Below are 14400 nucleotides of genomic sequence, written 5' to 3'. Positions count from 1 at the left end.
GAAAAGCTAAAACATCGGGGCCTGGGTGGCTGACATGGGAAGCGGGGACAAGCCCCGTGACCGACCAGTCATGGCGTCGATCCGCTGGAACCGCGAATCGACGCCGATGTCGGCTCAGAGCCGGCGTTTGCGGTTGAGCGTCGGTATGGTGGTTTGCGGAATTTCAACCTGTTTGGCCTGCGCCGAAGTCTGGGCCGCCAGCGCGGCCAGAGTCGGCTGACTGAACAGCGCGCGAGCATCAACGTGCAGCCCGGCCTGACGCATGCGCGCCACCAGACTGACCGCCAGCAACGAATGCCCGCCGAGTTCAAAGAAGTGGTCGTTGCGCCCGACCTGCTCCAGTTGCAGCACCTCGGCCCAGATCCGCGCCAGCCGGATTTCGACTTCGCCCTCGGGCGCCTCGTAGCGACGACTGAGCACCGCCTCCGCCCCCGGTGTCGGCAAGGCCTTGCGGTCGACCTTGTCGTTCGGGGTCAGGGGCAATGCGTCGAGCTTCACGTAAGCGCCCGGCGCCATGTACTCCGGCAAACGCTCCAGCACGTGGGCGCGCAAGGTTTCGATGGGTGGCGCGTCGAAGCCTTCGCGTACGGTGAAATACGCCACCAGTCGTTCGTCGCGCACCAGCACCACCGCTTCACGCACCGCCGGATGCTCGATCAGTCGCGCCTCGATTTCCCCCGGCTCCAGACGCAAGCCGCGCAGCTTGATCTGGAAGTCGTTGCGGCCGAGGAATTCGAGGTTGCCGTCCGCCCGGTAGCGCACCAGATCGCCGGTGCGGTACAGGCGATCACCGGCCACGAACGGGCTATCGATGAAGCGCTCGGCCTGCATGTCCGGCAAGCCCAGATACCCCCGCGCGACCCCGACCCCGCCGATGTGCAGATGACCGCTGACACCGAAGGGTACCGGTTGATCGTGGACATCCAGCACATAGAGCCGAGTGTTGCTCAGCGCCTTGCCGATCGGCACCACGGCTTCCGGCACCGGTTGATCCGGTTCCAGCGACCAGCCGGTGCTGTCGACCGTAGTTTCGGTCGGGCCGTAGACGTTATGCAGACGCACCCATGGCAGGCGCTCGCGGACGCGCCGGGCCAGTGCGGCACTCAGCTCACCGCCACCGTTGAGCACGTCGGTCAGGCTGGTGCACTGACTGACATCGTCCTGCTCGATGAACTGTTGCAGCAGCGCCGGCACGAACTTGACCACGGTGATCTGCCGTTCGCGAATCACTTGGGTCACATAGGCCGAATCGCGGTTGCCGTCGGGACGCGCCAGCACCAGCCGCAGGCCGGAACACAGCGGCCAGAAAATCTCCCACACCGAACTGTCGAAGCTGAACGGCGCCTTCTGCAACAGCGCGCCGTGCTCGGTCGGCGGGCTGATCTGCGAGCCCCAGTGCACCATGTTGCAGGCGCTTCGATGCTCGATCATCACGCCCTTCGGCGTGCCGGTGGAGCCCGAGGTGTAGATCATGTAGGCCAGATTCGCAGCGCCCAAACCCGGTACTTGCAGATTGTCGGCGGACGCGTGCTGCCAGGTGCAATGGTCGAAATCAATGACCGGCACGCCCGGATCGCCCAACAGATTGCAGGTGGCGTCATGGACCAGCACCGCCACCGGGGCGCTGTCCTGCAGCATGTAATGCAGGCGCTCCAGCGGATAGTCGGGATCCAGCGGCACATACGCGCCGCCCGCCTTGAGAATGCCGAGCAGGCCGATTATCAGATCCAGGCTGCGTTCGACGCAGATCGCCACCCGGGAATCCGGTTGCACACCTTGTTCACGCAAATGATGGGCCAGACGATTGGCCCGTTCGTTCAACTGGCGATACGTCAGCTGTTGTTCACCGGCCTGCAAGGCGATGGCGTCAGGTCGACGTTGCACCTGCTGCTCGAACAAGGTCTGAAGCGGCTGATCGATCGGGCAATCGACTTCACTGGCATTGAACTCGACCAGCAGTTGTTCAAGCTCCGCCGCCGGCAGGATCGGCAAGCGATTCAGCGGCTGTTGCGGGGTTTGCTCAAGGGCATCGACCAGCACCTGCAACGCGGTTTGTACATAGTCGCCGATGCGCTGGGCGCCGATGCTCAGCAGGGTTCGCGTGGTGATCTGCAAAGCACTGCCCAGATCATCGACGCTCAGGGTCATCGGGTAGTTGGTGCGCTCTTCGTTCTCCAGGGTCTGGATCCCTTGCCAGGCTGGGTCCGACGCCGATTCCTGGGCCTCAAGGTCGGTATGTCGATAGTTGAGCAACGCACTGAACAGCGGTGCCGGCGACGCAACGCCGCTGCAACGCTGGGCCAGCGCCAGTGACGCATGTTCGTGCCCGAGCAGGTCGGTCAGTCGGGCGTGGGTCAGCAGCACGGCATCGCGCACACCCCGGTCCATGTCCACCCGCAGTGGCAAGGTGTTGATGAACACCCCGAGCGCCCGATCCGCACCCTCGCCGCCTTGCATCCGGCCCATAAAAACGCTGCCGAACACCACATGTTCCTGCCCGGAAGTCGCCGCCAGCACCTGCGCCCAGGCCAGGTGAATCAGGCTGGCCACGCTGACGCCAGCCTGTCGCGCCTGAAGGCGCACGCGCCGGTCCAATTCAGGTGCAAGCGTGCGCACGGCTTCGTCGATCCCGCGCCCGTCACCCTGCACATCCTGCAAACCGAACGGCAGGGTCGGCTCGTCGATGTCGGCGAGCATTTCGCGGAAGAACGCTTCATGCTCCTGCTCGCTGACACCGAGTCGGGTCTGGGCCACGTAATTGCGATACGGCACCGCTGGCGGCAGCGGTTCATCGAGCCCCAGCAGGTTGGCGCGCATTTCATGGCGCAAGACTTCCAGGGCGATGTGATCCAGCGCCAGATGATGGAACAACAGAATCGCCACGATCCGCCCGAGGGCTGGGTCGCGGGCATACATCAGCCGGATCAGCGGCGCCTGACTGACGTCGATGCGATAACGCCGGGCATCGAAGCGCGCGTGCAGTTGCGCAAGGACATCGCCCCCGGCCGGATCGAGGGTGATTTCCTGCACCGGCAGTTCGGCTTCGCGCCAGACCACCTGCACCGGGGTGGTCAAGCCCTCCCAGACCACCGCAGTGCGCAGGATGTCGTGCCGCGCCATGACCTGACGCAGCGCGGCCGCATAAGCCTCGACCCGCTCGACGCTGTCGAACGCCAGTTGCGATTGCAACAGGTACGGATCGCCCTGCGAGGCAGTGATGTGGTGATAAAGGATGCCTTCCTGCAACGGCGCCAGCGGATAAATGTCCTGCACGTTGGCCGCCCCGCCCGGCACCGTGGCGATGATCCGGTCGAGGGTTGCCTGATCCAGTTGCACCAACGGCAACAGATCCGGGGTGATCTGCGTGCAACCCGGCGGAATACGATTGGCCGGCACTTCGACTTCGCGACCACTGCCCACCGACGCGGCCAGCGCCGCCAGGGTCGGCTGGCCGAACAGCACGCGCACATCGCTGCTCATGCCGAGCTGACGCATGCGCTCGATCAGGTTGACCGCCAGCAACGAATGCCCGCCCAGTTCGAAGAAGTGATCGTGACGCCCTACTCGCTCGACTTGCAGCACCTCGGCCCAGATCTGCGCCAGGAGGATTTCGACGTCACCTTGCGGAGCTTCGTACTCGCGGCGGATCAACGCCTCCGGCCCCGGCGCCGGCAGTGCCTGGCGATCCAGTTTGCCGTTGGCCGTCAGCGGCAACACCTCCAGGCGCACGTAAGCCGAAGGCAGCATTGCGCTCGGCAGACGGGTTTGTAGATGGGCATGCAGCTGCATTATGTCCAGCGTTTGATGTTCGGTGAACCAGGCCAGCAACTGCCCGTCGCGCACCTGCACCACGGCATCGCGCACCGACTCATGGCTGTTCAACGCCGCTTCGATCTCGCCGGGTTCGATGCGCACGCCACGGATTTTCACCTGATCGTCGTTGCGGCCCAGATACTCGATGTTGCCGTCCGGGCGCCAGCGTGCGAGGTCGCCGGTGCGGTACATCCGCGCGTTGGGCTGGTTGCTGAATGGATCGTCGAGAAAGCGTTCGGCGGTCAGCTCCGGCCGGTTGAAGTAACCCCGCGCTACGCCGGCACCACCGACGTACAACTCCCCGGGAACGCCAATCGGCACCGGACGCTGTCGGTCATCCAGCAGATAGGCCGTGGCATTGCTCACGGGTTTGCCGATGTGCAACGTCCGCCCCGGTTCGACTCGGCCCGAGGTGGCGACCACTGTGGCTTCGGTCGGGCCATAGTTGTTGATCACCGCGAACGTCTGCTCGCGGTTGAACTGACGCAGACGATCGCCGCCGATCAACAGTGTGCGCAGGGTCGGGTGTTCGAGGTGGCGACTGAAGGCGTACTCGGCAATCGGGGTCGGCAGGAAACTCACGTCCAGCGGTTGCGCACGCCACCAGTCGAGCAGCGCGTCAATGTCTTCGCTGCCGTCGCGGGACGGCGCCAGGTGCAGGGTCGCGCCGACACACAGCGCGGGCCAGACCTCCCAGGCCATGGCGTCGAAGCCGAAGCCGGCCAGGCTCGAGGTGTGGCGACCCGCGCCCAGGTCGAAAGCCGTGCAATGCCAGTCCACCAGATTCGACAGGGTCCGATGTTCGACCATCACGCCTTTGGGCTGGCCGGTGGAGCCGGAGGTGTAAATCACGTAGGCCAGATGCGCGGTGGTCAGGCCCGAGACGTCGGGGTTGAGATCGTTGACCGGCCAAGTGCGCGAGTCGATGTCGATCACCGGCACATTCAGCACCGGCAGACGTTCCCGCAGATGGCTCTGGGTCAGGACCACGACCGGCGCGCTGTCGCTCAACAAATAGCTCAGCCGTTGCGCAGGATGCGCCGGATCGACCGGCACGTAACCGGCGCCGGACTTGAGGATCGCCAGCAACGCGACCAACGTGTCCAGCCCTCGGCGGGCGACCAGCGCCACGCGGTCATCGGGCTGCACACCGAGCCCGGTCAAGTGATGGGCCAGGGCGTTGGCCTGTCGGTTCAGCTCGGCATAGGTCAGCCGTTGTCCCTGGAATTCTGCTGCCACCGCATCTGGGCGCGCCGCCGCTTGCGCTTCGATGCGCTGATGGATAGTCAGCTCGTTGGGGTAATCCGCGCGCGTGTCATTCCACTCTTGCAGCAGCGTCGATTCGGCCGGCAGGTTCAGACTGAAATCGCCCACCGCCAGCGAGGTGTCTTCAAGCCCCTGCTCCAGCACCCACAGCAATCGCTCGCACAGCGCCGCGATTTCGTCCGCGTCAAAATAGGCCTCGTTGTACACCATGTACAAACTGTCCTCGTCATCGCCACGGCTGCTCAACAGGTGCACGGACAGCGGCGTGCCTTCTTCGTGGTTTGACACTTTCACCACCCGTCCCCGGGCCTCTGCGTACCGGTATTCATGGGCGTCCCGCTCGTAGGAGACGGTCACTTCGAACAGCTGTGAACGATCCTCGCGCAGCAGACCCAGCGCGCGGTTCATCTCACTCAGGGGAAAACGCTGATGGCGGAAATCCTGTTTCAGCTCATCACGAACGGCCTTGACCAGTGCACTGAACGCCAGCTCGCGCCCGAACCCCATGCGCACGGCGCTGACCTGAGTGAACAGCCCCAGAGTCGACTTGAAACGGGCCCCGGAACGATTGAGCAACGGCAAGCCCACCACCCATTCATCACGCTGGCCAATGCGGCTGAAATACACATGCATCGCCGCCAGCAGGAAGTGCAACGCCGAAGCCCCGTACTCGAGGGCCACCTGTTTCATGCGTTCGTGAAGGCGTGCCGGAAAGACCTGCGAGAAAATCCGTGTCGGTGCCGTCGCGCCGGCAAAGCGTTCCTGATAGCGCGGCAACAACAGCGGTTCGGGAAGATGCCGGTATTTGTCCAGCCAGTACGCACGGTCACGCGCATAGCGGGCGGACTCGTAATACCGTGCGTCATCATGAATGAAGTCGACATAGGACGGCGCCGAATCCGGCGACAGTTGCCCGAGCGCCAGAGCGTTGTAGATCTCGCCGAGGGACTTGAGCATTTCGCCAAAGCCCCAGCCATCGACAATCAGGTGGTGGGCCTGGAGCGAAAACCAATGGCAGCGATCTTCGAGACGGATGAGGCAGAAACGGAACAACGGCCCGCCGTCCAGCGTGAACGGCTGTTCGATGCGCGCCTGAGTCAACTGGCGCGCCGCAACCTCGGGCTCGGGATGGGCACTGAAGTCATGGAACGGCATCGGCACCGGCATCGATGGCGCAAAACGCTGCAACGGCAGACCGTGCTCACCGGCCCCCAACAGCAGACTGGTGCGCAGGGCGTCATGCCGGGCCACGAGGCCTTCAAGGGACGCTTGCATCAACGCAGGATCAAGGGCACCGGTCAGTTCGACGTAACCACCGATGTTGTACACCGGCGAATTTCCCTGACGCACTTGATCGAGCCAGATATCACGCTGGGCAGCCGTCAGCGGGAAGGTTTCGGAAATCGCGGACAGACCGTCCGCCGCATCGGCAGCAAATTGGTTCATAAGATCCGTCTCATGTGATTTGGCGCGTATTCAAGCATCGGCCCCGAAACCCGCATGACACGTGAAACCCGGACAACTCCCCCCTCCTGATGCTGCCCTGCGGGCTGACTGGGCCTGACCCGCCGGCCATCCCTCCAAAAAATCGGAACGAAATGACTGAAAATCCTGTAGGACAATCGCCATCAACTTGCGCTGACTACGACTTCGCAATCGTGGGACTTGACGCTCTGAAGCCGTTTTTCGGGGTTCTCACTGGACCGTACAGATACGTCCTACATGCCTGTAACCTTCCGACTGACAGAAACGTGGCGCCATTAATCCGGAGTTAGTGGCACTTTGTGTCCCCGTTTTCCCCTACAGACGTAGGACAAATGTATAGGCTTAAATCCGGCTGCAGATCGATTTCAAGGAGAAATAATGGATTGGCGGCTTCACAGGTGTATGCACGGCAGATGATTCGGCAATGGCTTTAAATCAGGGATGACAAGGATATGAATCTGACCGGCAGTCTTCGCAACATGGAAAACCCGCATTTCTACTGGCAACTGGGCGAGTTGATCGCCAGTACGGGGAATGAACGATTCGCCTCCAACATGTTTCAGTTGGTCGACACCCTGGTGCCGGTCAACCGGGTGGATCTCAGCGAATGGACACTCGACGAGCGCCAGGCCAGCGTTGTCGAGATCAAGGCCCTGGGCAGCGCCGGTTTGCCGGATACCTTCCCTCCCCCGGACCCGCTGCAATGTCAGGACGATCATCCGCTGTTACAGAAGATGATCGAGATGAATGACTCGCTGCTGATTCAACTCAAAGCCTCGCTGCAGCAACGACACCCGCACCACAGCGTCCACCAGTGCAACCTGGTGTCACGCACCTCTAACCGTCGCTGTGTCATCTCGTTCTGTCGCCCTCACACGCACCGGGTGTTTTCCCTGCCGGAGCTGTCGTTTCTCAAAAGCCTGTCCGACACCCTGCTGCCGTTGATCGAGCGTCACGCGCAGATCCGTCGGCAAATCGTCGCCCGACAACCGCGCCCACTCCAGGCCGATCAGGAGCAGACACCGTTGCAACAGGTGTTCGACGAGCGCCTGGCGTTGGGCGACATCACCTTGTCAGTGCGTGAGAAGGAAGTCTGCCTGGGCCTGCTGACCGGCGGCACCGTTCCGCAGATGGCCGAACGTTTGAGCGTCAAGAACAGCTCGATCGAGACTTACCTCAAACGCGCCGCGGCCAAACTCGGGGTCAGTGGGCGTCACGGTCTGGCGAAATGGATGGCCGGGGCCTGATCCGGCGTTTTCTCAATTACCGGCGTTCGCGCCCACTCCTGTTTGTGAACGAGGCTGTTTGATGTCCAGGTTGCCGATCTCCATGCTGTCCATGGCGTTGCTGATGGGCGGCTGCTCGCTGATTCCCGATGACCAGCGTCCGGCGTCACCCAGCGCGGCGCAGTACCCAAAAGGCCCCGCTTATCCTGCGTCAACCCAGACCGCGACCGCTGTCGAGGACTGGCGTGGGCTGTTCAATGACCCTGCGTTGCAGCAATTGATTGAAAGCGCACTGGTCAACAACCGTGACCTGCGCGTTGCGGCACTGAACGTCGAAGCATTCCAGGCGCAATACCGCATTCAACGCGCCGATCTGCTGCCGGCGGTTTCAGCCAATGCCAATGAGCTGCGCCAACGGGTGCCGGCCAGCGTGACCAGGACCAAAGGGGCGATCACCTCGACCTACTCCGTAAACCTCGGCATCAGTGCCTACGAGCTGGACTTCTTCGGCCGGGTTCGCAGTCTCGGCGAACAGGCGCTGTTGACCTGGCTGTCCACCGAAGAGGCTCGGCGCAGTGCGCAACTGAGCCTGGTGACCAACGTCGCCAACGCCTACCTGACCTGGCGCGCTGACCAGGAATTGCTGGCCCTGGCCCAGGAAACCCTGGCCGCCGACGAGAAAAGCCTGCACCTGACCACCCGCAACCGCGAGGCCGGCAAATCATCGGCGCTGGATCAGATCCAGGCGCAGACCAGCGTCGACAGCACCCGTGCCAGCCTCGCCCGCTATCAACGCCAGGTCGCCCAAGACTTGAACAGCCTGACACTGCTGGTAGGTGCGCCGGTTCCCGAAACGCTCCCGGCGCTTGCGCTGGACAGTGATCTGGTGGCGCAAGTACCGGCCGGGTTGCCGTCGGATCTACTGCAGCGCCGGCCGGACATTCTCCAGGCCGAATACAAGCTGAAAGCTGCCAACGCCAATATCGGCGCAGCCCGGGCGGCGTTTTTCCCCAGTGTCAGCCTGACTGCCAATGCCGGCACATCGAGTCGGGACCTGTCGGGACTGTTCAAGGGCGGCTCCGGTGCCTGGACATTCCAGCCGCAGATCAACCTGCCGATCTTCAACGCCGGCAGCCTGCGCGCCAGCCTCGATTACGCGAAGTTGCAGAAGGAGATCACCGTCGCCGAATACGAAAAGACCATTCAGACAGCATTCCAGGAAGTCTCCGACGGCCTCGCCGCTCGGGAGACCTATCAGCAACAGCTTCAGGCCCAGCGCGATCTGGTACAGGCCACCCAGGACTACTACAACCTGGCGCAGCACCGCTATCAGACCGGGGTCGACAGCAACCTGACCTTCCTCGATGCCCAACGATCGCTGTTCAGCTCCCGGCAGGGCCTGATCACTGACCGGTTGGCGCAACTGGTCGCACAGGTGAACCTTTACACCGCGCTGGGCGGAGGCTGGAGTGCTGATGAGGCATCAAATCTTCAGTAACTTTATATATACGATGTCAATAAATAGCGTTGCCCACTATTCCATATCGGTCTGAATAACTGTCAGAAGTGACAGTAGAAGATAAACAGGGTGGACTCATATGCTCCCTTTACTCGGAAGTTGCCGAGATCAACGAAGGGAGCACATTCCATGGCGGATAAATTCACTCAGTTCTTGCCCTATGACATCGAGGGTTTCGACCCCGCGACCAAGACCCTTTCCCTGGCAAAGGTCAGCCCCCCCGGCGCGAGGATTCAAACCCTGGCTGGCGCAAACATAGAACAGCTTATCTTTACCGGAACCAACACCTCAGTAGATCTGCACATGACGAATTTCCTGGGTACTCCGACGATGGAATGCACACTTCCCCTGTGGTTTCTGATGAACAACCTGGGCGCTGTCGTCAATTGCCTGTTCCGGTCATCGCCCAGTGGGGTTGTTATCGCTGACGATATGAAAATCATCCCTTGATACAACTAGAGAGATGGCACCCCTCACCCTGCGTCATGTTTTCTTACACCTTTTGTCGGCAGATCTGACATCCATCGGTGATCAAAAACCGACCTACCGGTTCATTTTGGTATCATGCGCCGCTTTTACGGTTAACCCCCCGCCTGTCTTGTCGACCGGCGGGCTGCAAAGGGCGGTATTAGATGACGGCTTTGTTGACTCGCCGCAAGGTGCTTGCGGGAATGGGCGTGCTCGGTCTGGGCCTGCTCGCCGGCTGCGACACCCGCGGCCAACTGTCGTACAAGTACGGCAAGGATCTGAGTGACAAGATCCTGGGACGCACCTTCAAGCTCAAGGACACCGAAGGCAACACCGTGACGCTGTCGAGCTTTCGCGGCCTGATGCCGATGATCTTCTTCGGTTTCACCCAGTGCCCGGCCGTCTGCCCGACGACGCTGGCCCGCGCGGCAAAAATCAAGAAGCTGATGGGCAAGGACGGCGACATCTTGCAAGTGGTGTTCATCACCCTCGACCCGGAACGCGACACGCCGCAAATCCTCGACACCTACGTCAAGACCTTCGACCCAAGCTTCGTCGCCCTGTACGGGACCCTCGAGGAAACCAAGGCAACCGCCAAGGAATTCGACGTCTTCTACGAAAAAGTCCCTGCCGGCGACACCTACACCCTGTCGCACACGGCCACCAGTTATGTCTACGACACCCGCGGCAATCTGCGCGTGGGTCTGTCCCAATCGCTTTCTGCACAAGAGTGTACGGAAGACTTGCTTACCGTCATGGAGGTCTGCTGATGAACCCTTTTCTGAACAACATCAAACGTGCCGCACTGGGCCTGTCCCTGCTGGGCCTGGCTTTCCAGGTTTCGGCGCAGACCACGGTCGATGATGCCTGGGTCCGTGCAACCGTTCCAAGCCAGTCGGCCAGCGGAGCGTTCATGACCGTTACGGCCGACAGCGACAGCAAGCTGCTCAACGTTGCGTCGCCGGTGGCCAAAGACGTGCAGATTCACGAAATGACCATGAAGAACGACGTGATGAGCATGGGCCCGGTCAACTCGGTCGACCTGCCGGCCGGCAAGGCTGTGAAGTTCGATCCGAATGGCTACCACGTGATGCTGATGGGCCTGAAGGGTCAACTGAAGGAAGGCGACAACGTGCCGCTGACTCTGACCGTGGAAAACGCCAAGGGTGAGAAACAAGCCATCGAAGTCCAGGCGCCGGTGCGCTCGCTGACCAACATGGAAGGCCACGATCACAGCAAGATGCATTGATCTGACTCAGCAGTAAAAAAGGGGCGGCCCGATCGATGATCAGGCCGCCCCTTTTTTTGAGCATGTGCTCGCACCCGTAGCTTCAACGCCAACCGGTCTTGCCGCTCAACAGCGGTTATTCGATATTTCGAGCCAGCGCATCAAGAACGACGTCTCGCTGGTATTGCTGAGTGATCATCCTCTCGACATGCCTTGCAAACCCTGCACTCCAGCGTTTCTTTCGTACGACTTTGCCTATACGCAGGAACACATAAAGTGCTGGCGCCGCCAACAGCCCCCAGCCATCGATATACCAGCCCGCCACGAAACCGAGTAACACTGAACTCCAGAGTTCCAGATTGAAACGCTTGGTTTCGACCAGAGCCTTGTAGAGTTCTTCTGCTCCACCGAGCAAGTGACCAAAGTCGTTGCGCGCGTTGTACAGAAATACATTGGTTGAGGCGCCCGTCACTTTGTTCTGGCCACAGAGGATGTAGACCTCATCATCCGGATGCACTTGAAAGGTCAACGATGAAACGTCGACCGGATATTCATCACCATTATCCGCGCGGACCCAGATGATCCCTTCGACCCGTCCGCGGGGCTCACTGAGCCGGTCAGCGCGTACGACCACCCCTTCCCAACTCCAGAATTCGATCTGGACGCTGCCGTAAATGTAATCTTTCATGCCTGTCCCTTGGTGAATCGATATTCCGGATAATCCAGGCGCTGCAAGCGCCCGTTTTTTCAAAGGCATGTCGCCAGCAACGGTGTGACCTTGCCCCGGGTCGCTTCACGCACATAACGCCTGCTCGGTTTCTCCATGTGAACGCTTGCATGCCTGCTCCTTGAGAGTTCCACGCTGGACGACGTGCAAAGGGAAAAGCCGTCGGTTTCGAATGCTACTGAGTGGCTATTTCCCTGTCCAGAAACGCAGCCGGCGTGGGCCTGGGGTTGCAGACCTTAAACAGCCTGAAACAATAAATTTGCCGTCGCGCCCCCCCCCGTCCATTCGCCGCTATCGGGCTGACACGAACGCCGTTCAGGGTTTCAAGCCCAATTTGTCGCATACCGGAGCAGATCAGCCATGTGTTTAAAAGGGCGATCAGACAGCCCACCCTTGGTATCATCGCGCACACTTTTATGACGGTTTGATGGCTGGAAGGTCTTTTTTGTGAGCGCTCTTTTTCAACGGTTTCGGCACCCCGACGCCCGTCTTCTCTCTTTGATTTTTCTGGTACTGATCGTGCCGGTGTGCCTGCGTGCGGCACTCGGCTGGTCGAGCCTGTTCGGCTATCTGTCGGACCTGGCCATCGGCAGCCTGCTGGTGGTTCTGTTGCATCGCCGGCCGTGGTGGCTGGCCCTGCCGGTGCTGGTGTTCTGGGGCTTGCTGGCGCTGGCGACGGCGGAACTGGTCAGCGCAGTCGGACGCTTGCCCAACCCTCAGGATCTGCATTACCTGATCGACCCGCAATTCGTGGAAAACTCCACCGGCGGCGGTTTCGCCCATCCGGCGGTGGCCGGCGCGCTGTTGCTGGGTTTGATACTGTGGCTGAGCGCACAATGGGCGAACCGTCGAGCACCGGCTCCGGCCCTTCCCCGCGCTGTGTGGGCGGCACCGGTGTTGCTGTTCGCCGCCCATTGGGGCGCACAGAACCTTTCGCCGAGCGATGCCGACCCATGGCGTCTGTACAACCTGCCCCACCAATTGCTCGCCACGCAAGTGGCCGACGCGCAGATGCAGGCCGAGGAATGGCTGGAAGGTGGCAGCGAAGCTCCGGCGCCATCGATGGCCGGGCTCACCGACCTCGACTTGAATGGCCACGCGTTGCTGGCAGCAAAAGGTCAGGCGCGCAACGTGCTGATCGTTGCGGTCGAAGGCATTCCCGGTGCTTATATCCGCGCCAATCGCGAAGCCATCGGCAGCCATTATCAGGAAGACCTGATGCCCAGGCTCAGCCGCTGGGCCGAGCGCGGCATGAACACGCCCGACTACGTGCTGCACACGCACCAGACCATTCGCGGCCTGTACGCCATGCTCTGCGGCGATTACGACAAGTTGAACAACGGTACGCCCAAAGGCGTGGAAATGCTGACCCAGAACGAACGCAATCAGGCCTGCCTGCCGGCCCAGTTGCGCCAGCACGGCTTCAGCACCCACTACCTGCAAGGCGCCGGCCTGCGCTTCATGGCCAAAGACAAGATCATGCCGCACATCGGCTTCGATGTGACGCATGGCCTTGAGTGGTTCACCAACGCCAACTACCTGGAATTCCCTTGGGGCAAGGACGACAAGGCCTTCTTCGAAGGCGCGCTGAGTTACGTCGGCCAACTGAACAAACAGAAAAAACCGTGGATGCTGACCCTGCTGACCGTCGGCACCCATCAGCCCTACTCCGCGCCGGATGAATACCTGCAACGCTACGACACTCCGAAACAGGCCGCCGTCGGTTATCTGGACGATGCCCTGGACCAGTTCCTCAGCGGCCTCGAACATCAGGGCGTGTTGAAAGACACGCTGGTGGTGATCACGTCGGACGAATCCCATGGCATCGATGGCGTGCGCCTGGCGTCGTCCTGGGGTTTCAACCTGACGCTTGCGCCGGAACAGGCCCGGTTGCCGCACCTGAACGCCGGGGTCTACGGGCATGTCGACTTGAGTGCATCGATCCTCGACTACTTTGACCTGCCGGTACCTGCTGCACTCAGCGGCCGCTCGCTGTTTCGCGACTACGACACCGGTCGCGAAATCATGTCGTTCACCAACGGCAAACTGCGCTACCACGACGGGCACGGCATCCTCACCGAATGCGACATGCCGCGACGTTGCCGCGCTTATGCCAGCGAAGGCTTCATCGCCGAAAGCGCCATATTCAAGGGCAATGCCAGCGGCCAGAATGCGCGGCAGATTGCAGCCCGCGCCGATGCGCTGGACCTGTCGCTGTTGCGCACCCCGCTCAATCAGCGCTATCAGTTCGGCAGCGCCGACGTCATCCCGCTGCAAGCGCAGATCAAGGATGACTGGGCCGACAACCTTATCGGCGCGCAGTACCTGGAAATGCCCAAGGGCTCCCACACCCGCGTGCGCCTGACCGTACGTTCGGTCGATCCGCAACAGACGGCGTACATCCAGCTCAAGGCCAAGGAATTCGAGCAGGACGTGCAACTGGGCCTGCCATCGGAAATGGTCGCCACGGCGGATCAGCCATTGGAGATGGATTTCAGCTTCGACAACCCGCAACCGCGTAAAGCCTTCTCGTTCCATTTGCTGGGCTACGGACTGGGTGCGGTGGAGGTCACGGATTTCAGCGTGATCACCGAATTGCCGGGGCAACAGGATCTGCTGGAAGAAATCCCCGAGGACGACACCGCTCAATCGAGCTGATGTCGGCGCC

8 protein-coding genes are annotated in these 14400 nt (G+C 61.3%); 6 read left to right on the top strand and 2 right to left on the bottom strand.

Going from position 1 to position 14400, the window contains the following annotated elements:
• Window positions 1-114 precede the first annotated feature (114 nt).
• Entirely contained in the window at window positions 115-6525 is a 6411-nt protein-coding gene (locus tag ACSPX5_RS06375) for an amino acid adenylation domain-containing protein (RefSeq protein ID WP_439821199.1), read from the bottom strand.
• Between the two features lie 491 nt (window positions 6526-7016).
• Here ACSPX5_RS06375 and ACSPX5_RS06370 point away from each other — a divergent pair, with 491 nt between their 5' ends.
• The 5 genes from ACSPX5_RS06370 to ACSPX5_RS06350 all read left to right on the top strand — a co-directional run bounded on the left by ACSPX5_RS06370 (window position 7017) and on the right by ACSPX5_RS06350 (window position 11026).
• Window positions 7017-7811, top strand: coding sequence for a helix-turn-helix transcriptional regulator (locus ACSPX5_RS06370; protein ID WP_439821198.1), 795 nt, complete (start codon window positions 7017-7019; stop codon window positions 7809-7811).
• Window positions 7812-7872: 61 nt separating this feature from the next.
• Window positions 7873-9288, top strand: a complete 1416-nt coding sequence (locus tag ACSPX5_RS06365; protein WP_439821197.1) for an efflux transporter outer membrane subunit — start codon at window positions 7873-7875, stop codon at window positions 9286-9288.
• A gap of 150 nt (window positions 9289-9438) precedes the next feature.
• Window positions 9439-9759: a hypothetical protein gene (locus ACSPX5_RS06360; RefSeq protein WP_169429919.1), complete on the top strand. Its 321-nt coding sequence runs from the start codon at window positions 9439-9441 to the stop codon at window positions 9757-9759.
• Between the two features lie 182 nt (window positions 9760-9941).
• Window positions 9942-10547 (top strand): SCO family protein, encoded by a 606-nt coding sequence (locus tag ACSPX5_RS06355; RefSeq protein WP_169429918.1) that lies wholly within the window; start codon window positions 9942-9944, stop codon window positions 10545-10547.
• Window positions 10547-11026, top strand: a complete 480-nt coding sequence (locus tag ACSPX5_RS06350) for a copper chaperone PCu(A)C (protein ID WP_169429917.1) — start codon at window positions 10547-10549, stop codon at window positions 11024-11026. Before ACSPX5_RS06355 ends, ACSPX5_RS06350 begins: the two co-directional genes overlap by 1 nt.
• A gap of 115 nt (window positions 11027-11141) precedes the next feature.
• Here the strand turns inward: ACSPX5_RS06350 and ACSPX5_RS06345 are convergent, their stop codons facing one another.
• The gene (locus ACSPX5_RS06345) at window positions 11142-11693 is read right to left on the bottom strand and encodes a hypothetical protein (RefSeq protein WP_439821196.1); all 552 of its coding nucleotides are present in this window, start codon (window positions 11691-11693) and stop codon (window positions 11142-11144) included.
• Window positions 11694-12179: 486 nt separating this feature from the next.
• Here ACSPX5_RS06345 and ACSPX5_RS06340 point away from each other — a divergent pair, with 486 nt between their 5' ends.
• A complete protein-coding gene (locus ACSPX5_RS06340; RefSeq protein ID WP_439821195.1) occupies window positions 12180-14390 on the top strand; it encodes an LTA synthase family protein in 2211 nt (736 codons plus the stop codon).
• Window positions 14391-14400: the final 10 nt, after the last annotated feature.

Source organism: Pseudomonas sp. HLG18 (assembly GCF_051903985.1).
GTDB classification, from domain to species: Bacteria; Pseudomonadota; Gammaproteobacteria; order Pseudomonadales; family Pseudomonadaceae; genus Aquipseudomonas; species Aquipseudomonas fluorescens_BT.
The sequence above is the reverse complement of the archived record's forward strand: the minus strand, read 5'-3'. Positions and strand labels throughout refer to the sequence as shown.